The organism is Pseudoalteromonas sp. PS1M3, from assembly GCF_016865405.1.
GTDB classification, from domain to species: domain Bacteria; phylum Pseudomonadota; class Gammaproteobacteria; order Enterobacterales; family Alteromonadaceae; genus Pseudoalteromonas; species Pseudoalteromonas marina.
Genome location: NZ_AP022624.1, coordinates 2,255,981 through 2,280,229 on the forward strand (window position 1 = coordinate 2,255,981; position 24,249 = coordinate 2,280,229).

The 24,249-nt window shown below is 36.9% G+C and carries 19 protein-coding genes, 12 tRNA genes and 3 pseudogenes; 16 read left to right on the forward strand and 18 right to left on the reverse strand.

All coding sequences use genetic code 11. From position 1 onward, the window contains the following. Window positions 1-89: 89 nt before the first annotated feature. Entirely contained in the window at window positions 90-1,136 is a 1,047-nt protein-coding gene (locus PS1M3_RS10380; protein WP_203984072.1) for an HD-GYP domain-containing protein, read from the forward strand. Then, window positions 1,129-1,527 carry a winged helix-turn-helix domain-containing protein gene (locus PS1M3_RS10385; protein WP_203984074.1) on the forward strand — a complete coding sequence of 133 codons (399 nt, stop codon included), beginning with the start codon at window positions 1,129-1,131 and terminating at the stop codon, window positions 1,525-1,527. Before PS1M3_RS10380 ends, PS1M3_RS10385 begins: the two co-directional genes overlap by 8 nt. A gap of 455 nt (window positions 1,528-1,982) precedes the next feature. Here PS1M3_RS10385 and mobV read toward each other — a convergent pair whose 3' ends face one another. The 3 genes from mobV to PS1M3_RS10400 form a co-directional block, all read right to left on the reverse strand. After that, the gene (mobV, locus tag PS1M3_RS10390) at window positions 1,983-2,834 is read right to left on the reverse strand and encodes a MobV family relaxase (protein ID WP_203984082.1); all 852 of its coding nucleotides are present in this window, start codon (window positions 2,832-2,834) and stop codon (window positions 1,983-1,985) included. Next, window positions 2,831-3,268, reverse strand: a complete 438-nt coding sequence (locus PS1M3_RS10395) for a hypothetical protein (protein ID WP_203984084.1) — start codon at window positions 3,266-3,268, stop codon at window positions 2,831-2,833. Before PS1M3_RS10395 ends, mobV begins: the two co-directional genes overlap by 4 nt. Before the next feature lie 289 nt (window positions 3,269-3,557). Next, a complete protein-coding gene (locus PS1M3_RS10400; RefSeq protein WP_203984091.1) occupies window positions 3,558-3,989 on the reverse strand; it encodes a replication/maintenance protein RepL in 432 nt (143 codons plus the stop codon). Between the two features lie 246 nt (window positions 3,990-4,235). Between PS1M3_RS10400 and PS1M3_RS10405 the strand changes: the two genes are divergently transcribed. Both PS1M3_RS10405 and PS1M3_RS10410 read left to right on the forward strand, forming a co-directional pair. Then, window positions 4,236-4,502, forward strand: a complete 267-nt coding sequence (locus tag PS1M3_RS10405) for a hypothetical protein (protein WP_203984093.1) — start codon at window positions 4,236-4,238, stop codon at window positions 4,500-4,502. A 74-nt stretch (window positions 4,503-4,576) separates the two neighbouring features. Then, window positions 4,577-4,822: a hypothetical protein gene (locus tag PS1M3_RS10410; RefSeq protein WP_203984101.1), complete on the forward strand. Its 246-nt coding sequence runs from the start codon at window positions 4,577-4,579 to the stop codon at window positions 4,820-4,822. A 39-nt stretch (window positions 4,823-4,861) separates the two neighbouring features. Here the strand turns inward: PS1M3_RS10410 and PS1M3_RS10415 are convergent, their stop codons facing one another. Then, complete coding sequence (locus tag PS1M3_RS10415) at window positions 4,862-6,523, reverse strand: recombinase family protein (protein WP_203984103.1); 1,662 nt, start codon at window positions 6,521-6,523, stop codon at window positions 4,862-4,864. An 80-nt stretch (window positions 6,524-6,603) separates the two neighbouring features. Here PS1M3_RS10415 and PS1M3_RS10420 point away from each other — a divergent pair. Beyond that, window positions 6,604-6,852 (forward strand): annotated as a pseudogene (locus tag PS1M3_RS10420) (endonuclease III); the annotation flags it as partial. Window positions 6,853-6,897: 45 nt separating this feature from the next. Here the strand turns inward: PS1M3_RS10420 and PS1M3_RS20165 are convergent. Beyond that, on the reverse strand, window positions 6,898-7,143 hold the full coding sequence (locus tag PS1M3_RS20165; protein ID WP_203984105.1) for a helix-turn-helix transcriptional regulator: 246 nt from the start codon (window positions 7,141-7,143) through the stop codon (window positions 6,898-6,900). Between PS1M3_RS20165 and PS1M3_RS20055 the strand changes: the two are divergent. Both PS1M3_RS20055 and PS1M3_RS10435 read left to right on the forward strand, forming a co-directional pair. Next, window positions 7,126-7,245 (forward strand): annotated as a pseudogene (locus PS1M3_RS20055) (endonuclease III); the annotation flags it as partial. The gene PS1M3_RS20165 and the pseudogene PS1M3_RS20055 sit on opposite strands and share 18 nt — an antisense overlap. 205 nt (window positions 7,246-7,450) lie before the next feature. Beyond that, complete coding sequence (locus tag PS1M3_RS10435) at window positions 7,451-9,361, forward strand: aminotransferase class V-fold PLP-dependent enzyme (protein WP_008131420.1); 1,911 nt, start codon at window positions 7,451-7,453, stop codon at window positions 9,359-9,361. Between the two features lie 284 nt (window positions 9,362-9,645). Here the strand turns inward: PS1M3_RS10435 and PS1M3_RS10440 are convergent, their stop codons facing one another. The 3 genes from PS1M3_RS10440 to PS1M3_RS10450 all read right to left on the reverse strand — a co-directional run bounded on the left by PS1M3_RS10440 (window position 9,646) and on the right by PS1M3_RS10450 (window position 13,379). Next, window positions 9,646-12,072 (reverse strand): PAS domain-containing hybrid sensor histidine kinase/response regulator, encoded by a 2,427-nt coding sequence (locus PS1M3_RS10440; RefSeq protein ID WP_203984107.1) that lies wholly within the window; start codon window positions 12,070-12,072, stop codon window positions 9,646-9,648. A 145-nt stretch (window positions 12,073-12,217) separates the two neighbouring features. Next, complete coding sequence (locus PS1M3_RS10445) at window positions 12,218-12,877, reverse strand: hypothetical protein (protein WP_203984110.1); 660 nt, start codon at window positions 12,875-12,877, stop codon at window positions 12,218-12,220. Between the two features lies 1 nt (window position 12,878). Beyond that, window positions 12,879-13,379: an RNA polymerase sigma factor gene (locus tag PS1M3_RS10450; protein WP_203984112.1), complete on the reverse strand. Its 501-nt coding sequence runs from the start codon at window positions 13,377-13,379 to the stop codon at window positions 12,879-12,881. Window positions 13,380-14,260: 881 nt separating this feature from the next. On the opposite strand from PS1M3_RS10450, the gene gloA reads away from it, so the two are divergent. Further along, on the forward strand, window positions 14,261-14,647 hold the full coding sequence (gene gloA / locus PS1M3_RS10455) for a lactoylglutathione lyase (protein WP_010558060.1): 387 nt from the start codon (window positions 14,261-14,263) through the stop codon (window positions 14,645-14,647). A gap of 49 nt (window positions 14,648-14,696) precedes the next feature. Here gloA and PS1M3_RS10460 read toward each other — a convergent pair whose 3' ends face one another. The 7 genes and pseudogenes from PS1M3_RS10460 to PS1M3_RS10490 form a co-directional block, all read right to left on the reverse strand. After that, entirely contained in the window at window positions 14,697-14,963 is a 267-nt protein-coding gene (locus PS1M3_RS10460) for a DksA/TraR family C4-type zinc finger protein (RefSeq protein WP_203984114.1), read from the reverse strand. Between the two features lie 129 nt (window positions 14,964-15,092). Next, window positions 15,093-17,959: pseudogene (locus tag PS1M3_RS10465) on the reverse strand (M16 family metallopeptidase). A 194-nt stretch (window positions 17,960-18,153) separates the two neighbouring features. Beyond that, a tRNA-Glu gene (locus PS1M3_RS10470) sits at window positions 18,154-18,229 on the reverse strand. Window positions 18,230-18,318: 89 nt separating this feature from the next. Continuing rightward, window positions 18,319-18,394 (reverse strand) — tRNA-Glu (locus tag PS1M3_RS10475). A gap of 90 nt (window positions 18,395-18,484) precedes the next feature. Beyond that, a tRNA-Glu gene (locus PS1M3_RS10480) sits at window positions 18,485-18,560 on the reverse strand. Between the two features lie 143 nt (window positions 18,561-18,703). Further along, window positions 18,704-18,779, reverse strand: a tRNA-Glu gene (locus PS1M3_RS10485). Between the two features lie 36 nt (window positions 18,780-18,815). After that, a tRNA-Ala gene (locus tag PS1M3_RS10490) sits at window positions 18,816-18,891 on the reverse strand. Window positions 18,892-19,625: 734 nt separating this feature from the next. Here PS1M3_RS10490 and PS1M3_RS10495 point away from each other — a divergent pair. From PS1M3_RS10495 to PS1M3_RS10530, 8 genes are all read left to right on the forward strand, one after another. Continuing rightward, window positions 19,626-19,701: transfer RNA gene (locus tag PS1M3_RS10495), tRNA-Val, on the forward strand. A gap of 148 nt (window positions 19,702-19,849) precedes the next feature. Next, a tRNA-Val gene (locus PS1M3_RS10500) sits at window positions 19,850-19,925 on the forward strand. A 155-nt stretch (window positions 19,926-20,080) separates the two neighbouring features. Beyond that, window positions 20,081-20,156, forward strand: a tRNA-Val gene (locus PS1M3_RS10505). Between the two features lie 151 nt (window positions 20,157-20,307). Continuing rightward, a tRNA-Val gene (locus tag PS1M3_RS10510) sits at window positions 20,308-20,383 on the forward strand. Between the two features lie 45 nt (window positions 20,384-20,428). Next, window positions 20,429-20,504: transfer RNA gene (locus PS1M3_RS10515), tRNA-Val, on the forward strand. A gap of 33 nt (window positions 20,505-20,537) precedes the next feature. Further along, window positions 20,538-20,613: transfer RNA gene (locus PS1M3_RS10520), tRNA-Val, on the forward strand. Window positions 20,614-20,667: 54 nt separating this feature from the next. Next, a tRNA-Val gene (locus PS1M3_RS10525) sits at window positions 20,668-20,743 on the forward strand. A gap of 323 nt (window positions 20,744-21,066) precedes the next feature. Further along, window positions 21,067-22,704 carry a response regulator gene (locus tag PS1M3_RS10530; protein WP_006794530.1) on the forward strand — a complete coding sequence of 546 codons (1,638 nt, stop codon included), beginning with the start codon at window positions 21,067-21,069 and terminating at the stop codon, window positions 22,702-22,704. Here the strand turns inward: PS1M3_RS10530 and msrB are convergent. The 3 genes from msrB to PS1M3_RS10545 form a co-directional block, all read right to left on the reverse strand. Continuing rightward, window positions 22,701-23,141 carry a peptide-methionine (R)-S-oxide reductase MsrB gene (gene msrB, locus PS1M3_RS10535; protein WP_203984116.1) on the reverse strand — a complete coding sequence of 147 codons (441 nt, stop codon included), beginning with the start codon at window positions 23,139-23,141 and terminating at the stop codon, window positions 22,701-22,703. The genes PS1M3_RS10530 and msrB overlap by 4 nt on opposite strands. 131 nt (window positions 23,142-23,272) lie before the next feature. Beyond that, window positions 23,273-23,719, reverse strand: a complete 447-nt coding sequence (locus PS1M3_RS10540; protein WP_138741030.1) for a hypothetical protein — start codon at window positions 23,717-23,719, stop codon at window positions 23,273-23,275. Then, a complete protein-coding gene (locus tag PS1M3_RS10545; protein ID WP_138741031.1) occupies window positions 23,719-24,240 on the reverse strand; it encodes a DUF2919 domain-containing protein in 522 nt (173 codons plus the stop codon). Before PS1M3_RS10545 ends, PS1M3_RS10540 begins: the two co-directional genes overlap by 1 nt. Window positions 24,241-24,249: the final 9 nt, after the last annotated feature.

The following is a 24,249-nucleotide window of genomic DNA, read 5'->3' on the forward strand; positions in this document are numbered from 1 at the left end:
AATTTGTGGAGGATTTAAGATACCAATGGGATGGTACCTCACAAAAAAATTGTTAAGCCCCTCTGTGGCATCTACCAAGATAAATTCAAATGAAAAAAATACACTCATCCCAAGTTAAACTAGGAATGAAAATTGTTAAGATCGATAAAAGTTGGTTAAGCACTCCTTTCATTAGACATCGTTTTGTGATAAGTACTGATAAACAGCTAAGTGAGCTTAAAAGAGCCTCCTTGAACCTTTATATTGCTGATGAAAAAAAAGATGTAAACATACTAGGCTTGAAAAAACACTCACCTGAACAAAGTGGTACTAAGTTAATTGAGCGTTCTTTTAAACTGTTGGGTATTGTGCTTAATGAAAATCGGGCTAGCTCCTATCTCAACTCGTATAAAATTAAATTAGTCGTGAACTCACTTGTTATTCAAGTCTTAAAAGATGATAAAACACATGTCTACCTAGACAATATACATTTTAATTCCTCAGGAATTGCTAAAAAGTCTTTACGAGTTTTGATTATTTATTTGACATTTTGTAAGTACCTCGGAATAAATAAAGATAAATTAAAAATTATAGGCTATGCAGCTTTATTACATGATATTGGGATGTTGTATCTACCAATTGATATCAATAATCAGAAAGGACTGAATACTAGTGAGAAGGAAGCAATAAAATCTCATACAGTTCTTGCAGTACAGCACATAAAAAGTAACACAAAATTTTCTGACTTTGTATGCAAGATAATAGAGTCTCATCATGAAAACTACAATGGTAGTGGTTACCCTAACGGTCTCAAAGGGCGACAAATAAATCTTTATTCCAGAATGCTTTCGTTAACTTGTGCTTACGAAGCAATGACGCGTTTAAGAGGGTATAGACCTCAATTAAAACCTATTGATGCTCTAAGTGAGATTCTGAAATCATCAGGAATTATGTTTGATCCTCGCCTTGTTGCTCGATTTATTGAGATGATGGGTATATACCCAGTCGGCACTAAACTTCAGATTATCAATGGTGAAAAAGTTGAAGTTTTAAAGCGAACTCACGAAAATCATTATTTTGTTAGACCTTGCAAAAGTAATACTGAGGACGCTTACATTTTAAAAAGTAATTCATCGATAGAGGTTATAAATGAATAGTTTAAATTTTGTCATCAATGCTACCTCTTCAAACGACTCTTTATTAGATAATAACGAAGAGTTATGCAGTAAAAGATGCAATAAATGCGATTTATTCCCCTACGACAAACTTAGTAGTAAAGGAATAATTAAAACGACCGGACTTCGCACACTTCAAATCTTTGGCCAGCAATATAAAGTTAGCTCACATGGGTATCGACTAACTTGCGCATTAGTGCGTCATCACAATAGTATTTTGTCTAAAGAATATTTAATAAAATATGCTTGGCCAGATTCCAAAGTGGTAAGCAATAATTTAAATGTTGCAATCTCTGATCTACGCATTTTATTCAAAGATACCAGCATTAATATTACTAATTACAGAAAAAAAGGTTACGCCCTATCGTTATAATATTATAATTTATCTTTTTACTTTAATTGGAGCTATTGCTTTAAATAGCTCTAATTAAAATAGAAACTAGGCAGACCCTATTTATATTTAATATCGTGCTTGTATTAGTTAAAAATACTTCTTGTTATTAGACTTCATATTCAATTTTATTGTGGAGCCTTAATTGAACACTAGTTTTTTATAATCATAACCTTTATATGATAAGTTACTTTAAAAAATACAAAAATAGCGTTCAATAACTCGCCTAAATTATTCAATAACTCGCCTAAATTAAGAGCGCTTCATAATTAAATTTTTCGACAAACTTAAGTAAATAAATTTGGGTTCATAAACATCAAAATATTTTGATTACAGATAGTCAAGTTAACTTATCAAAATTAATTTTAGTTTGTGTAACTCACTACACAATTTTTAACGCTGCGCTAAATTGTTCCGCTCGGTGTCGTGTACACATATTACCTCGTGTAACGCACTCGTTGACGTCTATCCATTAACTCTTGACGTAGCCGTGTGTTAGTTTCAACAAGCTCTTGAATAATACCTTTCAGCTTGCTAATTTCGGATTCTCGTCGAGACTCTATAGAGTCAGCGAGCTTACCAACAACTGCTTGCCAACTGTTAAAAGATTCTGGGTGAGTGTTTGGTGGTATCAGCCCTGCCCTGTCGCACAGCGCTTTAGATTCATTAAGAGCTTGGTAGTATTGCTTCAATGTGGTTCTTTTGGCTTTGCTTCCTTTGCGGCCGCGCTGTATCCCTAAGTGTTCAACTGCGGCAGCATACCGATCTTGAAGGCCAGCGAGTTTTTCCTTCCCCCCAGTAATACCTCTAGCGTTAAGCCCGACAGTTTTTTTACCTGATTTATTAGTTCTCTGTGACACAGGAATTATCACTGTATGAATGTGTGGGCAAATTTCGTCAAGATTTGTACCTATAAATATACAATTCTTTCCAAATTCATTTAAAAGCCAATCTTTAGTCGACTTCACCCAGTCCTTGTATCTTTGGTTTGCATCCTTTTTATAACTACCATCAGAGTTACGAATATACGACTGTGAAAAAGACAGCACAAATTCAATTGCTAACACACCATTTTTGCGAAGTTTTACAACTCCTTTATCTTTAAGCAAGTGTTTCGCGTCATCACATATATTGTAACTTCCAACCAAAACCCGATTTAGATGTGTTTTTGAAGGATCTATATTTGGAGGGTTATTAGATCTAGACAAATGCCTTTCTAACCCTCCTAAAGTCGACCAACTTTTATACTTCATAGAATTTAAAACTGTAAGCGGAGGCTGATCACTCATAACTTGGGCCTCCTGACTAATGCAAGCTCTTCATTTGCGCTTTCAACAGCTTTACTAACCCAATCGCTACCAAGCTCGCATTGATTACTAACCCCTTTTCTACGGATAACTTTAAGTGTTGCTTTAATAAATACGTCACCGAGATCACCCCGATAAGGAGTCAACCTTCCTGTAACTTCTTCCCAACCCGCAAGTGTAATACCAGCTTCAGATGGAATAGTCGCTCTAGCATGAAATGTAAAAGAAGTAGCTAACTTTTTAGTGTCACGATCAAAGTTCGCAACAGCAGTATGCGTTGCCATAAGTTGAACTGAAAGCTCTAGCTCAGTGCTTTTAAAACTAAGGGGGGCGTTTGCTAAAAAAGTGAACTGGGTTTGGTGCTCGCTCTCTATAGCAAGTGGAGTAATTTCAAAATCAATTGTGCTATTAGTCATAATCCATCCTATTTAATCAAATCCATTGATATAAATGATGTTATCACTTTTTCAGCATCTCGACGCTTTTAGGGTTAATTTTATTTGAGAATGATATTTTATAGCTCATTAAAAACTCCTTTAAATAATTCGATTTAATACACCCCGTATATAATTTTAGATATAAATCGTATCTTTCATGCATACGCGATTATTATAAAAATCTAAATTTATTAGATACTTAAAAAAACATGCCTTATTGTATTATTAGGAAGGAGGGGGAAGCGGTAAGCCGCTTCCCAGCTTAAAATCAAGCACACTTTTTAAATTGTTCGCGAAAACCCTCAATCTTGGTAAGTGACCCTCTATGGAAAAGGTATGGAGAAACCATATGCTTGCCATTCGCTGAAGGTTTTAACAACTGTTTCTTAACCAGCTTACAAATAATAGTTCGCACGGATTGAAGAGATAAATTAAGCTCCTTAGCAAGTTCCTTTCTTAACGCTGTTGATAAGTCTAACTCTGCTGAATTAATCACCATTCTTAATGAAACAGCAAGCAGAAACCTCAACTCTCTCGCTGTAAGATCATTAAGTAAATGTAAATTTCCGAGCAACATTGTGTAATCAAACGATTTTCGCTTAGATTCAAGCTTCTTTTCTTCTGTTGTGATTTCATGTACTTCTCCAGTGGTTGTATCTAGAGTAGTCTTCGTGATAGTAACTGTATTGATATGTGCCATTAGGTACATCCTTTTTATACAAATACACTGACTCCATGTCGGTGTTTCAAAAGTAATATAGCATCATTTTAGTAACTCGTTTTTTCGATCAATGATAATGTCACTTAATATAACCAATGTTTGAGAAAATAAATTGTATATCACTGTTTTTAAAGTAAATTTATTTTTTATATTTAAAGTAACGACATAGCTATTACCTGCTATCATAATTCTTATCTTCGGTAGTTCAGTAAAATAGGAGGAATCATGTCACGGAAGACAAATTCAAAAGATAAGATAAATTTGGAAAAGGGAGCAGAAAGTACAAACACTTGCTTTATTAGTGCTAACGATGATTCATTAGTACTATCTAATGGATTTACTTTAGCGATTCTTGATACGAATGGGAAAGTGATTCAGGAAGGTTCTGACGTTACCTTAAACGTTTTTGAAGCAATGACAAATATAGTTGTGCGTCGTTTCTGCGAAAATTTTACAGGTTTCACTGAAGCTGATTTCAAGCATATTAAGTAAGCAAAAAGAAAAGGGGGGTGCTATGCGGGCTCCCTTTTTTACTCATATAAAACGACTAGAAGGAACTAGATCAAATGACACCATCAATAATTGCAGACATTCGAGATATCCTAGAGCAAAAAGGTTTAGATGATCATTATATTAATCAAAAGATGCATGGTTTTGAAGGCGTGAAAACAAACTTTGAAGCTCTGGCGCTTGCGCGCTTCCTTGACAGTGAAGGACGCTCAATGCTAGCTCAGAAAACAGGTTTTACTAAACATGAATTAAACGGGTTTTCGAAGTGGCGACGCGCTTTGTTCCGAGACTATAGAACCTAGAATTAATCTCTGGCGTTTTAAATGCCAGAGCAATTTATCTTAAAGAAGATCAACCCCAGCCACAAGCTCACCAGAATGTTTATCCAGTCTTAACAGTCTCTTTTTGCCATTATGGAATTCAAACGTCAACTCAAAACAATTATCGACTACACCACCTAACAACTCAGCCTCAATTAGATCTCCCAATCCATCAGCCTGTCGTCTATCTGTAACCGAATTCAAACTAATAGACTTAAATGTATCTTTAACCAATTGACGAATCTCAAGACGCTTGTCGCCATTTAAATTTGCTAGGTTACAAGTAAGTGACAACCATCGTTCACTGACATCATCTCGCGACGAGTTTTCGATCTTTGCCTGCATATTTTTGTTAGCTTGTAGCTTAACGTTTAAGTCACTAGCTTCAACTTCCAACTCACGTATCTTTTTTGCAAAAGTTACCGGAGATTCGTCACCCAACAGCATAATGGTTTCTGTTAGCTTATCAATCTTTGCATCTACCTCAGATAACTTAGCTTTTAAAACTGCTTTATCTCTGAGAATAGAATCAACCTCTGAACCACTCAGTAGAATACGCTGCAAATTAATTTTATCTTGGCAATACTTTGCTATTGCGTTTTCAATTACTTCAATTTGAATAGTTGCCTTCATGTCACAACCGTTATTTCGCTTTGCCTCCACGCAACCATATCTTTTGTTACCACTACTCACATTTGCCAGTTTTTTATTACGGTAGCCCACATTTGCGCCTACCGAACTACCACAATTACAACATTTAAACACGTCAATGCCAGAAATAATTCCAACAAACTCTTGTGAGTACTTGGTTGCGCCGCGTTTAGCTGAATCTGCAATTAAAAAGTCAAACTCAGCTTCGCTCATTAATGGTGGATAATAACCGTCAAGTACATAATCAACGTCTCCAACCTTTACATTGAGTTCACCAACAAGTGAGCGGCGCTTTACCTCTTTATAAACATTAGCTCCAGTATGGTGAACAGTCCTCGCACCAAATTCATCATTAATAATCTCAGCTATTTTAATGCCACCATAGCTTTTTTTAAACAGCTCAATTTTACGTAACATAATTGCCTTATTGCGCGGCTCGAACTCAAATATTTTTTTATCATCATTCCAAGTCACCCAGCTAGGGGGTTTACCACATTTCACCCTAAAGCCTCGTTTACCAGCTATCCAATCTTGGCACTGCTTAGTTAAAGCAGCACGCACACGAAGTGATTTTATTTCACTTTCTTCATTAGCCCTTATTAGAGTAATAATAATATAAACCAAGTCCATCGGATTTTTTTTAATCGATTCTTTGTTGTACTCTTTGCGATCAGCTGCCGTAATCACGGTAATATCAGCATTGATAATTTGCGCGATGATACCTTGGCTTTCCATTGGTGCAGCTCGAGAGATTCGATCCAAACTTTCAATAACAAGAATTGAGCCTGCTGGCACCTTGTCATGTTTAATCGCTTCTAAAAATACACCTAAAGTACCGCGGGTAATATTTGTTTTATGGTAGGCGCTTAAGCCCATATCTTTCATAGTCAAAGATTCATCTAGTTCAAGACCTTTATCTTGAGCTATTTCTTTTGCATAACTCATTTGACGACTCAGAGAATGACCCTGTGCTTGCTCTGCTGTTGAAAAGCGAATATAGCTGTATAACAGCGGCTTCATTGGAAGTGGCATATATAGAACTCCATTTTCATATGCATATTGAACTTATTAATAACTGTAGTTCAAAAATCAAAAATCGTCTAGTATAATTATCCTTTGGCTGGCCGACAATCGCTGTCGACACACACATCGATCGTGTATCGAATCGTACCAAGTTCGCTATGGGTAAAAACGTTGTTGAAGTGGAAAAAAAGCTCGAAAAAGTAGTGCCAAAAGAGTTCAAAGTTGATGTGCACCATTGGTTAATTCTTCATGGCCGCTACGTGTGCACAGCCCGTAAGCCTAAGTGTGGTAGTTGTATTATTGAAGACTTGTGTGAGTTTAAAGACAAAACCGAATAATTAAAGATAATTAAACGGCTTATTTGCATCAATATCCCATGGCATTTATCTAGTACTTTTGCTCTTAAACATTTTTTTCCACGCTTTCGGGGCGATCCCATACTTTTGTACAAAGTGTTTACGATAAATTTGCTCCGAACTAAAGCCTGCTTTTTCAGATACCTCAGTGACAGCCAAATTTGTTGATTCTAATAATTCCAAACTCTGGTTAAGACGCGCGTTGATTAGCCAAGTGTTAAAACTGATACCATTTGCGGATTTAAAGTTTCGGCTAAAGCTGATCTGCACCATTGGTTGATTCTACATGGTCGTTATGTGCGTACCGCCCGTAACCCTAAATGCGGCAGCTGTGTTATTGAAGATTTGTGTGAGTTTAAAGATAAAACAGAGTAAAAGATAAGTTTACGCATAGTGATCAACTTTTTACTTTAAAACAGTTGTAGGACATTCGCTTGCGTGAACTTTTATTGAGAATGAAACATTAAACATGGACGTGCATAAAATATAATTAATGCACATTTACAAAGTATTAATTTCACAAGTGCCAATGCATTGGTTATGCTACTGAGTATTATAAGATTTTATTACGAAAACCCCTATGTTGCCTTTACTGCGTATATTATTAATTGAGCAAGACCAAGCCACTTTAAAAGAGTTGTCTACAAATCTCTCTAAAGCGATACCAAATTTTGAGCGAGACGATATCCATATCGATATTCTTGAGCGTTTTACGCTTAAAGATGCGATAACAAGTGTTGAAGAAGATGGTGATATTCAGGCTGTTGTACTTAGTTGGGATTTACAAAACAAGGTTGGCGAGAGAACGTATAGCCGCTTTATTGAGCAGTTAAAAGCCATTCGATTAGAGCTTCCAGTTTATGTAATTGGCGATGATACTAAAGGACTGGAAATAGTCAACGAGTCAGAAGAAATTGAATCGTTTTTCTTTAAAGACGAGGTTATTTCTGACCCCGAAGCTATTTTAGGCTATATGATCAACGACTTTGACGACCGTTCAGAAACCCCGTTTTGGACTGCGTATCGCCGTTATGTTGGCGAGTCGAACGATTCATGGCACACACCGGGCCATAGTGGTGGCTCTAGCTTTAGAAACTCGCCTTATATTAAAGACTTCTATCAGTTTTATGGCCGCAATGTGTTTGTTGGCGATCTGTCGGTATCTGTCGATTCGTTAGGCTCTTTATCTGATAGCACCAATACCATTGGGCGTGCTCAAGAATCTGCAGCTGCAACGTTTGAGGTAAAGCATACCTACTTTGTTACTAACGGGTCTTCTACTTCAAATAAAATTATTTTACAAACCCTGTTACGTAAGGGGGATAAGGTCATTATTGACCGTAATTGTCATAAATCTGTTCATTATGGCATTTTGCAATCAGCCAGTTTACCCATTTATTTATCGAGTATATTAAACCCTAAATATGGTATTTTTGCGCCACCTTCGTTAGCCGATATAAAACAAACAATAGAGCAAAATACCGATGCAAAACTACTGGTGCTTACCGGTTGTACTTACGATGGTTTATTAAGCGATTTAAAACAAGTTGTGGATTTTGCCCATCAACACGGCATTAAAGTATTCATTGACGAAGCCTGGTTTGCTTACTCTTTGTTTCACCCGAGCCTGCGTTACTACTCAGCCATTCATGCTGGAGCCGATTATGTCACTCATTCAGCACATAAAGTGGTATCGGCGTTTTCACAGGCGTCTTATATTCATGTGAATGATCCAGACTTCGATGCAGATTTTTTTAGAGAAATTTACAGTATTTACGCCAGTACATCGCCCAAGTATCAGCTTATTGCCTCGCTTGACGTATGCCAAAAACAATTGGAAATGGAAGGCTATAAATTACTTAATGCCTTGTTAAACCATGTCGACGAATTTAAACAACAAATGGCATCGTTAAAATACATTAAAGTGCTGGGTAAAGACGATTTTATGGAAATATTTCCACACTTTAGTGAAGATAATATGGGTCACGATCCACTAAAAATCCTTATCGATATTAGTGAATTACCCTACTCATTAAAAGACATTCATAAGTTTTTATTAGATGAAATTGGCCTAGAAATAGAAAAATACACTCACAGTACAATTTTGGTATTATTAACGCTTGGTGGTACTCGTTCGAAGATTATTCGTTTATACAATGCATTAAAAAAACTTGATAGTGGGAGAGTAAAACTAGCCAAATCAACAAGGCGCTCTCGCTTGCCAGAAAGCTTACCAGCCATCGATTTAGCGTGTATTCCAGGCGATGCTTTTTATGGCGAACGCGAGTCGGTGCCTATTGCTAAAAGCAATAATCGTATTTGTGCTGGTTTAGTTACCCCCTATCCTCCAGGTATACCGTTATTAGTTCCAGGGCAACACATCACTGAAGAACATATCGAATACTTAAAAGAGCTTGCCGGTCAAGGGTTAACTATTCAAGGTAGCTTTGATGGTGAAATTTATGTTCTAAAAGGTAAAATAGAAAAATAACCAGTATTTTACCCATTCACTTAATTAAGTGAGCTATTTTGAGGCTGGAAAAACGTGTTGATAGCTAGGCAAAAATATCACTATTTAGTTGCTCTAAATGAACATTTTGTAACGCAGGTAGCGACATGTTTAGCCTCGAAAAATGATTAAGTATTATTGCGGATTAGTATTACATACAATATTCTACGAGAAATTTGTCAGCAGTTTTTAAACCCTGCTGATGTTATTTTCAAAACCAAATACTTTTCTATTGGACAGGCCTTATTTTATATAGCCAACATTAATTAACCGATTAAATACAAACAACGCCTGAGTGTGCCATATAACTCGTTGATATCGATTGGTTTAGGTACATGAAAGATGAAACCTTGCTGGTAGTAATGTTTTACGTCTTTATCCATTACATTGGCTGTTAACGCAATAATAGGCAAATTTGGCAGTATTGTTTTTATCTGTTGATTAGCCTCAATCCCATCCATAACCGGCATATGAATATCCATAAATACCAAATCAAACAACTCTAGTTGAACTGCCTCAAACGCAAGTAAACCATTTTCGACAATTGTAATATCGGCATTTGTTTTAGCCATCATGGCTTTAATCAACACTTGATTAATACTGTTATCTTCGGCAACAAGAATTTTTTTCCCCTGTAAATTAGGCGCTTTAAACGATTTTTTAGGGGCTTTATCTGCTATGTTATTTGCTTTAGGTAATGGTAATTTAATCGTGACAGTTGTACCAAGCCCTTGCTTACTTTGGATATCAATTTCGCCGCCCATCATTTTAACTAAACTAATAGTGATAGACATGCCAAGTCCTGTTCCACCATATTTTCTGATTGTAGATGAGTCTGCTTGAGTAAACCGCTCAAAAATGTGCTCAGTAACTTCCTTGCTCATACCTATTCCTGAGTCTACAACCTCTAGGTATATAGCCTCTTTACCTTCAAAAACTTTACTGCTCGCGTTTATTTTAACACTTCCCTTATCTGTAAATTTAACCGCATTAGAGCTTAAATTTAATAGTATTTGCTTAACTCGAACTAAATCACCTACCCAATATTCGTAATAACTTTCATCTTTATTTACGGTAAAGCCGATACGTTTTTCACTAACTAAGGAGTCTAAGTCATAGGTTATAGAATTTAATACCTCAGTTAATGAGAATGATGCTTTTTCTAACTGTAGTTGGTTGGACTCTATCTTAGAGTAATCTAAAATATCGTTAATAATAGTTAAAAGGCTTTGTCCCGAATAAGAGGCATTTTTAAGTACTGCCCTTAATTCCTCAGGTAAATTAATATTTTTTAACAGTTGCAAACCACCTAGAATTGCATTCATAGGAGTGCGAATTTCATGACTCATATTAGCCAAAAAGTCACTTTTTGATTGTGCAGCATTTTCAGCAGCTAACTTTGCATCAAACAATTTTCTTATTGCATCTACTTTTTCGGTTACATCGTAATTTACACCAACTACTTTTATGGCTGCACCATGCGAATCTCTCAATATCTCTGCACTTGCTTTAATTGTCCGGATATTTCCATCAGGGTGTACAACGCGAAACTCTGGGTCGTAAATGCCTACCCCGTTGATTGCTTCATCCAACATACGTTCATTATGTTCAACGTCATCAACATGAACTCTATCAAGCCATGCTTGGTATGTGCAGGAAAACTCTAACTCTGAGATGCCGTATAATTTATACATCCAAGAATCCCATACTAATTTTTCTGTTTTTAAATCTAACTCCCAAACACCAATACCCGCAGAGTCATTGGCTAATTGCATTCGTAAAGCAAAGGAATCCACTTTTTCTTTCGCCGTTTTAATTTGTTGCTCACTCTGCTTTTGATGAGATATATCTTGAACGACAGACCAAATAAATGTTTCACCTTTGCTATCTGTAATTTTTATACCCGATAATAATACGGGATATACATGCCCATTTTTATGTATGTATTCTTTTTGATACGGCCCATACTGGCCATATTTAGCAAGTAATTCTAGCTGTTCATGTTCTCGCTTCTCATACTTTTCAGGGGTGAGCTGCCAATAGTCCATTTGATTTAACTCATCAACGCTATAGCCTGTGATTCTGCCAAACTCCTCATTCACAAACTCAAAGCTGCCGTCAGATATTGAATTAATTGCAATACCAACGGGTGCCAAATCAACAAACTTTTCAAACTTTTCTTTTTCTCCCAAAAATGCTTGTTTAAATCGCTGCTTTTCTGAAGCTTCGGTACTGATTTGTTTTTGGGCTATTTCTATATCGGATATGTCTCGACCAACCGCCAATATTAATTGAGTGCCCTCTATGAATAATCCAGTCAAGTTAACTAAACAGTTAAACGTTGTGCCATCTAAACGTGAATGTATCCATTTAAAACTATGAAAGCCCTGTTCTATGGCGCAATTTATATGCGCTTTAGCTAAAACATCTGAACGATTACCACAGGGTTGTAACTCGGGTGACAAGTCAGCAGGACTAAGGTTTAAAAAGTTGCCCATGCTATTAACACCGTGCATATCAATAGCTGCTTGGTTGCATTCTATAAACTTACCTGAGCTTAAATCGATAACTGAATACGCGTCGGCCGAAGCGTCAAAGATTTTTTTGTACTTATCTCGTTCATAAGTAAGCTCAGCAATCGCTCGCTTTAGTTTTGTGTTTTCTTGCTCTAGATTATTTTTACTGGCAGGCACTACTTCTAACTCATAAACTACGCGTTTTACGTAGTATAGAAGCGATGAAAAAACTTGGCAGCTTAATTACAGAAAAATCAATTATCTAAAGAGTTTATGCAAAAAAATCATTAACTATTTTCTACACAAACACAGCATTTGATAACTAACTTTCTATTAACTCAGAGCTATTTAAAAACTCAGCCATAGTGACCAAACGTTTACCAACAATAAATTGAACACTCGCATTAACCCATTTCTCAGAAATGTTCTTATAATTTAATTTAGCAAATACCCATGCTGTAGCTATAAAAAGCAGTACTGACGACAAAGAGTAAAACCAAATCATGTGCAGCTCTAAATACTGATATAAATCAATTCCAAAAAGTAGATCAAACCCAATAAAAACATAAGCAAGATAAAAGGGAACTGACATAAGTAGCAACTTGGTCAATTCTAATTTATGAGAACAAACACGGTAAAAATCTTTTTGTAGTTGGTTAACTGGTTTTGAATAGTCAATGTTTGAAATTAAAACAATTTGGCCAATATTTCCTGCAAGCCCAATGATGGCAAACAGGTTGAGGACAAAGCCTGAAATTATTGGCGCTGAAAAAGTAAAGCCTGCAGCAATATACTTCCACAACAGTACAATAATAATAAGAAACACACAGCTTTCAATTATTCGTGCCCATTTCATTTTATTAAGAGCTTTTATTTGTTTATTTATTTTTATTTCAGCAAGCTTTGCTTGATTAATTTCAATAGCACTATGTGTATCAGTGCTTTGTTGTTGCCAAGCGCTTTTAAAGTTATCTAAATTCATGTTAAGAATCCCGTGTTTCAAATTGAAGTTTTAATGTGTGTTTAATTCGACTAATTCGCGTAGCAACATTGGTTTTACTGATCCCTAAGCTATTCGCTATGCTTTCGTAAGATTCACTCTCTAAATAAAGGAGCATAATCGCCTTATTTAATTTATCGAGTTGACCAATAAACTCATATAACTGCTTTACCACCTCGTTGCTCTCATCTTCTTGCGATAAGTCAGCAATCTTCACTATGCACTCTTCATTTGCTTTATCTTCTCGCCGACTGTCTTTTCGGTAATAAGATATAGCTACATTCAGCGCAATTCGGTACATCCACGTTGAAAATTTATAAGCATTATTGTAATTATCATAAGCTAGCCACATTGTTGTTAATATTTCTTGGGCTAAGTCTTGTCGGTCATCTTTGTTTTGGCAGTAAGAATTCACAATTTTATAAATAATGCCTTTATGTTGCTCCATTGCTTGAGCAAATTGTGTTTTTTTAGTTGTGGTCATTTACTGGTTAATCCATCACTTTTTCTTAATTTCATAATATTAAGACTTTAAAGTTTGTTTATTTAATAGCATAAAGCACTCTAGCCCTATTTACGGGTATGCCTTCGATATGTTTTAAATACTATTTAAAACATATCGAGCCTAAAATAATATCTACTTAATTTATTACCTAGTTATTCGCAGCAACTGCGAAAAAATCACAAGTTCAAATAAAATTTTTCAATTCAAGCGTTAAACGCGTTGTTAACTCTCTATTTTTAGTCGATGGTAAATATTGCTGAAGAGGCTTTATTAAGTGGATTTAATGTTATTCATTGGTGCTTGTCCAAAACTCAGTATACATACTCTGAGTGATATACCAATTTCCTAACTTGGCGCCGCAGGTATAGCAGAAAAGACGAATTTATTTACTTGCAACTGGTTAAAACGCTAAAAAATTATGACCAAATGCGTTTATTGTCAACCAATAAGTTACTTTTTGTAAATTAGCCAGTTACAACCAAATGCTAATGGAAATAAAAACACCCAACAATTACAACAAGATAAAACCGACAACCTAACTCTTCGTGTAAAAGCATTGTTAAATAATATTAAAATAAACTTTTAGTAACAGGTTGACCAATAAGCGTAAAAATTGGCTGACCAGTCGTATTTTTATTAAAAATTGGTTATTAAGTTAATTTGTTAACTTACATATAAATAATAAATGTTTTATTTATTCATACTTAAATACTAAATGGACGTTTTATTGGTTGTAATAAACATGTGCTGCCCTCATATAATCTCAAACTAACAAAGCAATTCGCCTTTTCTAAAAAACGTGTTTCAAAACGTCTGAATGAAAGGCCGACGACATTCAAATAAAGTTTAGGGTTACTTAAATGCGCTTATTACACACTATGCTTCGCGTTACAGATTTAGAAAAATCCATTGCGTTTTACACGCATGTTCTTGGTATGAAAGAGCTACGTCGCTCTGAAAATGAAGAGTACCGATATACATTGGCCTTTATAGGCTATGGCGACGAAAAAGATACAACCGTCCTTGAGCTAACATACAACTGGGATCAAAGTAGTTACAGCTTAGGAGACGCCTACGGGCACATCGCCATTGAATTTGAAGACATATATAAAGCGTGCGATGACATAAAAGCGGCAGGTGGAAATATAAGTAGAGAACCCGGCCCAGTTAAAGGTGGGACAACCCAAATTGCATTCGTTAAAGACCCTGATGGGTATGCAATTGAGCTTATTCAGAAAAAATCATAAATAATAATGTGTGGTATTTTACCCATAAAAAAAGGTGCCTTTGGCACCTTTATCGTAGTTGACTATCTTTACTACCACGGCGATTAAACGCCTTAGAATTACTTGGTAGCCCTTCTAATTCCGCTTGGCATGAAATGCAGTAGCGCACACCTGGTAATGCTAGCCTTCTTGCTTGTGGTATTTTCTCGTCACACTCATCACAAAGCTCAGCGCTCGCTCCTGAAATTAGGTTACTTCTTGCGTATTGCACTGCATCGTTAACACTTGCATCTATTTGCTCTTGAATTGCGCCATCTCGCGCCCATCCACTTGCCATAAATCCTCCTCTTTTTCTGGAAGTTTTATATAGGTTAACAAGTAAAATATTTATAAGCCCTGAATAGAGAAGAGATAAAATTAAAGCAGCTAAAAAGCTGCTTTATCATACCGATTATTCAATTAAATATTAAAGACTACAATCAACAACCTTCATACCTAATTTCTCAAGCTCTGGACGCAATGTCTTTGCATCTCCAACCACTAGGTAAATCATATCTTTAGCATTTAAGTGCTTTTTAGCTAAAGCATTAATTTCTTCTTTACTAATAGTGCTAACAATCTTATTTCTTTCTTTTACAAAATTAGGTTCTAAATCAAACTCTAAAATTTGTGCCAAAAAGCTAAGTTTTGCATTAGGGGTTTCGTATTTAAGCGCATCTTTTTGGTTAATTGCCTTACGCATAAACATCAGCTCTTCGTCTGTTACACCGTTTTGAGCGTAGTTATTAAGCTCATTAGTAAACTCTGTAATAGACGCAGCAGTCGAATCAGCTCTTACTGCTGCAGAGGCTGTAAAACCACCTGATGTTTTATCACCCCAAAAACGTGAACGAGCACCATATGTATAGCCTTTATCCTCTCGTAAATTTAGATTGATACGGCTGTTAAAAGTACCACCAAGCGCAAAGTTCATTAAATTAGCTTTAAAAAATTCACCTGTAATATCTTCAACCATATCGCGTTTACCGATACGAATTTGTGATTGCGGCGCACCAGGTTTATCCACAAGATAAATTACGTTTGTTTGAACGTTAGGCTCGGTAAAGTCTACATCAAAACTTTGGCCTTTCCCTTGCCAATTAGCAAGTGCTGATTTAACTTTTGGTTCAACATCAGCTTCACTTAAATCTGACACTATAATGACTTGAGCACCTTGTGGTTTAAAGTTGGCTTTATAAAAAGCTTGAACGTCATCTAATGTAATAGCCTCAATACTATTAAGCGTTCCAGAACTTGGAAGTGCAGCTATATTGTCGCCATATAGTAATTTGCTATATGTATTAGATGCTAAATACCCAGCATCCTTCATTGAATGTTGAATATTTTGAATGATTTGCTTTTTATTACGCTCAAAATCATCGGCATTAAATGCTGGTCTAAATAACTTTTCTTCAACAAGCTTTAATGTTGCGTCTAGGTTTTTAGTCAAGGTAGAAACATATACATTTGTGTGTGTTTTATCAGCGTATATGCTTACTTGGCTACCCAGTTTTTCAAGCGCGTTACTCATTTCCTCTGTAGTATAGTTTTGCGTTGACTCGCTCATTAACGATGCAGTCATCGACGATAAACCCACTTTACTGGTCTGCTCGTTATAAAAGCCACCCGGTATTTTAATGAATACAGCTGTAGTGGGTGTTTCACTGCTTTGAGTGCCCAATATTTTAATACCGTTGTCGGTCTTAGTTTGCCAAAGCGCAGGTACGTCTACAGCAGGGTTTGCACCCGCTACAGGCTGAACACTTCGATCAAATGTATCAACAGCTCTTCGGGCGACTAAATCATCAGCAGAGGTTGTCGAGGGGCCCCCAAAATCATGCTTTTTAGGAGTAAAATTATCTGGAGCGGCTATAAGTTGAGTTTGTCCCTCTGGAACTACACTCATAATAACTGAAGGTTTACCTTTAATGTATTGATTAAATACACGCATAACATCTGCTTTTGTCACACTGTTATAGCGTGCAATTTCAGCTTTCGTTGAGTTTGGATTGCCCGTAAATGTTTCTGATGCAGCAAGTTGAGATACCTTTCCGGATACGCTTTGTAAGCCAAATATTGCACCCGATTCTATTTTTGCTTTTACTTTATCTAAATCGTCTTGTGTAACACCGCGCTTTTCAAATTCAGTAAATGAATCACGTACAATTTTTTCCATATCAGCTAACGTTTTACCTGATGTGGGGTCTGGTAAAGCATAAATACTAATTGAGCAAGATAACTCTTGGCATGGGTGATTGGCACTAGCTTGAACTGCAAGTTGAGTTTTTACTAGGTTTTTATAAAGTAATGAGTTATTGCCACCACCTAAAATTTCGGCAAGTATATCTAGTGGTGCTTCATCCTCAGAGCGAGCATAAGTCGTTGGAAAACTCATTGCCAGTAAAGGTAAATGAACTTTATCTTCCATCGATATATATCTATCAGCATTTAGTGTTACCGCTTTTTTTTCAACTTTAGGTATTTCAGGGCCTTTTGGGATTGGCGCAAAGTATTTAGTAACTAATGGCAATATTTCATTAGCGTTGATGTCTCCACCAATGGTAAGCGTTGCGTTATTAGGACCATACCATTTCAAAAAGAATGCTTTTAGATCATTAACATTAACACGATTTAGATCGTCCATAAATCCAATAACAGGCCACGAATACGGATGTCCATCGGGATACATTGCTTGTGCCATGCGCTCACCTAAACGACCATAAGGACGATTATCGACTCGTTGACCTCGTTCATTTTTTACAGTTTCGCGTTGTACTTCAAATTTTTCCTGAGTCACAGCATCTAATAAAAAGCCCATTCTGTCAGACTCTAACCACAGCATCTTTTCTAACTGATTTACAGGGACTGTTTCAAAATAATTTGTTCTATCTGAATTAGTAGTTCCATTTAAAGTACCACCTGCCTCTGAGATTATTTTAAAATGCTCTTCGTCAGCAACATTTTCAGATCCTTGAAACATCATATGCTCAAAAAATGAGCAAAACCTGACTTACCAAGTTCTTCGCGAGCAGATCCAACATGGTAGGTAACATCAACGTGCACTAGTGGATCTGAATGATCTTCATGAACGATAACTGTTAGACCATTATCAAGTTTATATTTTTTATAAGGTATGTTGATATCGTTAGGATTAGCTTGAACAGATTCTATGAGTGTAACGCCTGGAATTGATACTTCTGCCGCGGTATTTTTATCAATTGCTTGGGTTGAGCTATTACAAGCAGCTAACCCTGATGCTAATAATACTGCAAGTGCTATTTTTGAGAGTTTCATTTTTTAGTCCATTTTTAATTAACTCAATGAGTTTAAGGACTAAGTAGAGTTACAACAAGTTGTATTGAAGTGAAATTACTATGGTTTTGTAACTAAGTGTAAACACTTAATCTTTAAGAGAAAATGATAACTAATTTTAGAAGAAAATCTGTGGATATCTTAACAACACTTCACTTCCCTATTGAATAAGTAAGTGGCGTCCCCAAGGGGATTCGAACCCCTGTTACCGCCGTGAAAGGGCGGTGTCCTAGGCCTCTAGACGATGGGGACACATAAATGTGTCACTAGGACAACTGAATGGTTTGACTCGTTTCAGGCGAGCTTTCTTAACAACACTACACTGACTATTAAATAGTAAGTGGCGTCCCCAAGGGGATTCGAACCCCTGTTACCGCCGTGAAAGGGCGGTGTCCTAGGCCTCTAGACGATGGGGACACATAAATGTGTCACTAGGACAACTGAATAATTTAACTCGATTCAGGCGAGCTTTCTTAATAACACTACACTAACTATTAAAATAGTAAGTGGCGTCCCCAAGGGGATTCGAACCCCTGTTACCGCCGTGAAAGGGCGGTGTCCTAGGCCTCTAGACGATGGGGACACATAAATGTGTCACTAGGACATTTGATGAGTTTGACTCACATCATGAGTTGCTAAGGTAATGCATATGTAATACAAGTAAAGACTCGAGCTTTAATTGTTATGCTATTCTCTTGGTAAAACCACCTCTAGCTTAAAGCTAGATGGCGTCCCCAAGGGGATTCGAACCCCTGTTACCGCCGTGAAAGGGCGGTGTCCTAGGCCTCTAGACGATGGGGACGCAGAAAACTGCTACCCTAGGACAAACACTAGTAATTGGTGGAGCTATGCGGGATCGAACCGCAGACCTCTTCACTGCCAGCGAAGCGCTCTCCCAGCTGAGCTATAGCCCCAACTTAATCAACACTCACCGTAATAACTACGTCGTGTATTGCTTAGTGCGGGGCGCATTCTATGCACCACCCAAAATAAAGTCAACAGTTTTTTATCCAGCTTTATTTAAATGGTTTAATTTTCAACAAACTGGCTATCAAGCATGCTAAAAAACACAATTTGATTAAAATCATTGCCCTAATGCGACTCCCCTACACTTTTATTTTATGTAGCGTTGCTAGTCAGTGAATTGTAGTTCACTACCCTACCCTCAAAAGGTATACATTTATATGCAATTCAAACATTGCAAATATAATTTATAAATTACCGACCTAACATCGCACTTTCATAAAAACAGGCCAGTTGGGTAAATGTAGTAAAACACACATGCTTTTTATAGTTACACTTTAAAATACTTTTTCTATTTTGTTTAATTTATTTGTTATGACTTTTTAGAGAGGTAACAAAATATATTCTTATTAAAGAAGGTTTAAATGTTCAACAATGAAAAGTAATCGCTTGTATATTCCCTCTAAAAACTAGATTAGCCACTAATGTGATTTATAAACACTACAAATACACCACGCAATTACGCTACCGAACATGTTTTGACTATAAAATAGACGCCCTTCATATCTTGTTGTTTATAAAACCTTCATTCAGTACATTTTTGTCATTCAAGTGTTGACACATTTTCAACTCTATCTATAATAGCGCCCCACAACAACGCAGCAATGTGATGTTGTTTAGATGCGGGTGATTAGCTCAGTTGGGAGAGCATCGCCCTTACAAGGCGAGGGTCACTGGTTCAAGTCCAGTATCACCCACCACTTTTAAAAGTGTTCGCATCTAAATTCTATTCGGACTCTATGTTCATTTAGAAAAAGCGAGCATCACTGCTATTTACATGTAACAGAGAAGTTCACTGGTTAAAGTCCAGTACTATTTATTTTGATAGTCGTGTTTTAATTGATATGTGGGTGATTAGCTCAGTTGGGAGAGCATCGCCCTTACAAGGCGAGGGTCACTGGTTCAAGTCCAGTATCACCCACCACATATAAAATCGATTATAAAAATAGTAGTTTAAATTGTAATATGGGTCGTTAGCTCAGTTACAAGAAATGAGAGCATCACCGCTTTTTATAAAAGATGGCGAGGTTCACTGGTTAAAGTCCAGTACTACTTACTACAGGTAGTAGCATGTAATATGGGTCGTTAGCTCAGTTGGGAGAGCATCGCCCTTACAAGGCGAGGGTCACTGGTTCAAGTCCAGTACGACCCACCATTCTCAGAATGGTGCATATTACAAAAATCTAAATGGGTCATTACTCAGTTTAGAAAAAAGAGAGCATCTTCACTACTCAAAGGTAGCGTTGAGGTTCACTGGTTAAAGTCCAGTACTATTTATTTTAATAGTAGCGTTTTAATTTATATGTGGGTGATTAGCTCAGTTGGGAGAGCATCGCCCTTACAAGGCGAGGGTCACTGGTTCAAGTCCAGTATCACCCACCACATATAAATCTATTATATTGATAGTCGCGTTTTAAAATTTAATATGGGTCGTTAGCTCAGTTGGGAGAGCATCGCCCTTACAAGGCGAGGGTCACTGGTTCAAGTCCAGTACGACCCACCATTCTTAGAATGGTGCATATTAAATATATAATTTGGGTGATTAGCTCAGTTGGGAGAGCATCGCCCTTACAAGGCGAGGGTCACTGGTTCAAGTCCAGTATCACCCACCAAATTATACTAACCGATTAATTGATAATTTTAAAAAAGTAATACCTATTATATGTGGGTGATTAGCTCAGTTGGGAGAGCATCGCCCTTACAAGGCGAGGGTCACTGGTTCAAGTCCAGTATCACCCACCACATATAAATACTTCCTCGATATCTATTTTTAATTCCTTTCCTATTTTTATTAAATTCCTATTTGAATATTTAGATTTATTATAAAAAAGAGCATCGCCTTTCTTTACTAGTAATAACAGATTAACCACGCCCTATTATTTAGTACCTATTTAAATACGTACATAACCCGTTATTACAGCACTGGATAAAAATGACACTTTATGACCATATAAACGTATTAGTTAAACCTAATTACCTAATAAATACAGCTAGCATTTAAATTCTCTTGTAAGCAGCTAAACTGTTGATTATAGTCTGTGTTAAAAGTGATAACGCTTAAGCCAATGCCAACTAAGATATTTTCAAAAGCCAAAATACTAATAGTCGAAGAGCAACCGCTTGCTCAAAGCTATATGAAACAATCGTTAGAAAGGCTCGGCTTTCGGCAGTTGAGTTTTGCCGATCATGCAAATTCAGCCAAAGAGCAATGTTTAAGTGAATCGTTTGATTTAATTGTTTGTTCGTTTAATTTAAACAAACACCAAGACGGTTACCAATTGTACGAAGAGCTAAGAGTAAAAAAACTTATAAAAAACTCCACTGGCTTTATCTTTATTTCAGCTGAAACAAGTGGCTCATTAGTACACAGTGTACTTGAGCTTCAACCGGATGATTTTTTAGTCAAACCTTTTACAGGGCAAGAACTCAAGACCCGAATTGAACGTATTTTAAAGCGCAAACACGATCTTCAAACCGTATACACGCTTATTGATGATGGCAATGATTCAAAAGCAGTAAAATATATTGATGCCGCACTTGAAAGAAAAGACAATAATTACAGCCCTATCTTACTTCGCCTGAAAGGTGACGCTCTTCTTCGGTTAAAGCGGGCTCAAGAGGCCAAAGATTTTTTTAAATCCGTGCTCGACATTCAAAAGTTTGCTTGGGCAAAGGTAGGGCTAGTTGAAGCGCTTATAGCTAACAACGAGCACATTTTGGCGCAGCGCATGTTAAAAACCATGCTAGAACGTCAAGAAACCCGCCTTGTTGCATTAGACTTACTAGGCCGGTTAGAAATAAAACTCAATCAATTTGAATTGGCACAAGATTTTTTGAGCCAAGCTGCCACAATTGCGCCACGTAATATATCGCGTCAAAAATCGTTAAGTACAGTCTCGTTAATTAATCACGACTACGAAAAAAACTACCTCACACAAAAAGATATAGCAAACTTTGCTAAGCACTCTATTTACGATCATCCCGACATTTACTTAAATGCGGCTCGAGCAGGAATCGATTTTGCGTTAACAACGGATCAAACCGATCAAGTGCAGCGAATTTCAAGGCAGACAAATAAGTATATAAACGATTTAAAAACCCAATTTCCTAACAGTACGAATCAATCGCAAATTGATGTGCTTAATGCGCGGCTTCATTATTTAAAAGATGAGCATCAAAAAGCTAAAAAGCTCATTGAACAATTAGAAGATGACGACTCTATAATACGCTCAGTAGATGGCGCACTTGATAAAGCAAAAGCCTTTCATGAGCTAGGGTTTCATCAAAAGGCGCAAATGTTATTTTCGCAAATAATTAATCATTGTGAAAGACACCCAAATACCAGCGAACCCACCTACTTACGTTATATACAGCAACAACAAAGCGAACGACGTGACATTAAAATGGGGCCAAAAGAACTTAATAACCATGCGGTAACCCAATTTAACAAAGGGCAATTAAACACAGCACTTGAAGCATTTACGCATGCGTTTAGAGTTATGCCACGCAATCAAAGCATTGCACTTAATTTATTACAATGCTTGTTTGATTCGACCAAGCAAAGTGGCAGCTCATTGAATATAGGACTTGCTAAAAAATGCTACGCCTTATTGGACAAATCTGACCTGCCAGCAGATCAAGCGCAGCGCTTAGATAAAATTATGAATCAAGCAAAAGAGATGAAGCTAAACCTCAAAGACTAAAGCTTTTTCATTGCTGCACCATTTACGCAGTATCGAAGGCCCGTTGGTAGTGGGCCATCTGGAAATATATGCCCTAAATGCGCATCACACACGTTGCATACAACCTCTACACGCTCCATGCCATGGCTGACGTCGCGTACATAGCCAATTGCTTCTATCGTTGCTGGCTGAGTGAATGAAGGCCAGCCTGTTCCGCTTTCAAATTTTTCGTCAGCATCAAACAATAAATTATCGCAACAAACACACACATATTTACCGGGCTCTAGTAATGTACAACTGCCAGACATATCAGGACGCTCTGTCCCCTTCATACGAGTTACGTAGTATTCGTTTTCTGATAATTGTTCACGCCATTGTTCATCGATTTTAATGACTTTTTTACTGGGTGCAGGGTTGCCATTATTGGCAAAGTTAATCACATCTTTCCATTTCAACATAGTAACCTCATGAAAACCTGTATTACGAATAGGGTGTATAATCTGGCCTCTAGATAATTAATTTATATAAAACAAAGATCAGGTTATATGGCTAAATCTTTTTATTGTTACGTGGATGAATGACGCCGCGATCAAGCTTGTTCAAAGGTAATAGTTTGCTTTTCTGCAGTAGTAAAAATACGCTGCATAAACGCCTCTAATTCCGCTTTTTTAACGGGTAAGCTAACACTTAGTTGCCGGTCATTATTGCTACAAATAATTAGCTCGTCATCTTTACTCACTACGCGCTCAATACTTTGTATAACCAACCAATTTGGACCATGTTTTTTATCAAAAAAGCCCATTAGGCTAAACACTAGTAAGTGCTGCGCATCGCGTTGAACAAAGTGCTCTAAACGGTTTCGCGCTTTAAATAATGGTGTAAGCCTATACATGCTTGAACAAAATACAAACACCCAAACCCCTATCAACACTTTAAACCACATAACTTCAAATAACTCAAAAGCAAACATTAAACCAATAAGCACAAAACCGATGAGTGCAATGATTAATGCTATTTTTTTGTTTACTGAGTCCACTATGAATCCTTTTTAAGATCTTTTTTGTCATCTGATGCTTTTTCTGTTGGCTCAGGCCAATCTTTAAAAAACACGGTTAAATAACGACTTTTAACTAAATACCAAAGCACCCAAAAAACAATAACCATTTGCACCGCTAAAAAAAGTGAAAACCGGTAATGGCTATGTGCCGCTTGTACTATTAGCCACGTTAAATCTATTAGCGCGCATACAATTAATGGCCAGCGCATATGCCGCCAAATACTCGCTAATCTGTCAGTGGCTTTATGTGAATCGCGAGGGCGGCGCAAGCAAAATAACAACGTAGGTAATATCGCAATACTGCCAATGGCAATAGCAATAAAAAAGTCGCTTTTAGATCTAAAAAATAACGACATTAAGTCAAGCTCTGGTCGTCGGCTCAGTGCCGCAATAACCCAAATAAAATAAGCACGCAGCAACACCACTACACTTAAGTGAAACGCAACAGGCGTGCGATAACTCCCGTATTTATCCCAGTATTGAGGTCCGTATTGGCTCATTACTATTTT

What these genes read in the sequence shown, in the direction of transcription:
- PS1M3_RS10380 (WP_203984072.1), top strand. Translation starts at nt 90, where the DNA reads ATGAAAAAAATACACTCATCCCAAGTTAAACTAGGAATGAAAATTGTT.
- PS1M3_RS10385 (WP_203984074.1), top strand. Translation starts at nt 1,129, where the DNA reads ATGAATAGTTTAAATTTTGTCATCAATGCTACCTCTTCAAACGACTCT.
- mobV (WP_203984082.1), bottom strand. Translation starts at nt 2,834, where the DNA reads ATGAGTGATCAGCCTCCGCTTACAGTTTTAAATTCTATGAAGTATAAA.
- PS1M3_RS10395 (WP_203984084.1), bottom strand. Translation starts at nt 3,268, where the DNA reads ATGACTAATAGCACAATTGATTTTGAAATTACTCCACTTGCTATAGAG.
- PS1M3_RS10400 (WP_203984091.1), bottom strand. Translation starts at nt 3,989, where the DNA reads ATGGCACATATCAATACAGTTACTATCACGAAGACTACTCTAGATACA.
- PS1M3_RS10405 (WP_203984093.1), top strand. Translation starts at nt 4,236, where the DNA reads ATGTCACGGAAGACAAATTCAAAAGATAAGATAAATTTGGAAAAGGGA.
- PS1M3_RS10410 (WP_203984101.1), top strand. Translation starts at nt 4,577, where the DNA reads ATGACACCATCAATAATTGCAGACATTCGAGATATCCTAGAGCAAAAA.
- PS1M3_RS10415 (WP_203984103.1), bottom strand. Translation starts at nt 6,523, where the DNA reads ATGCCACTTCCAATGAAGCCGCTGTTATACAGCTATATTCGCTTTTCA.
- PS1M3_RS20165 (WP_203984105.1), bottom strand. Translation starts at nt 7,143, where the DNA reads ATGGTGCAGATCAGCTTTAGCCGAAACTTTAAATCCGCAAATGGTATC.
- PS1M3_RS10435 (WP_008131420.1), top strand. Translation starts at nt 7,451, where the DNA reads ATGTTGCCTTTACTGCGTATATTATTAATTGAGCAAGACCAAGCCACT.
- PS1M3_RS10445 (WP_203984110.1), bottom strand. Translation starts at nt 12,877, where the DNA reads ATGAATTTAGATAACTTTAAAAGCGCTTGGCAACAACAAAGCACTGAT.
- PS1M3_RS10450 (WP_203984112.1), bottom strand. Translation starts at nt 13,379, where the DNA reads ATGACCACAACTAAAAAAACACAATTTGCTCAAGCAATGGAGCAACAT.
- gloA (WP_010558060.1), top strand. Translation starts at nt 14,261, where the DNA reads ATGCGCTTATTACACACTATGCTTCGCGTTACAGATTTAGAAAAATCC.
- PS1M3_RS10460 (WP_203984114.1), bottom strand. Translation starts at nt 14,963, where the DNA reads ATGGCAAGTGGATGGGCGCGAGATGGCGCAATTCAAGAGCAAATAGAT.
- PS1M3_RS10530 (WP_006794530.1), top strand. Translation starts at nt 21,067, where the DNA reads ATGCCAACTAAGATATTTTCAAAAGCCAAAATACTAATAGTCGAAGAG.
- msrB (WP_203984116.1), bottom strand. Translation starts at nt 23,141, where the DNA reads ATGTTGAAATGGAAAGATGTGATTAACTTTGCCAATAATGGCAACCCT.
- PS1M3_RS10545 (WP_138741031.1), bottom strand. Translation starts at nt 24,240, where the DNA reads ATGAGCCAATACGGACCTCAATACTGGGATAAATACGGGAGTTATCGC.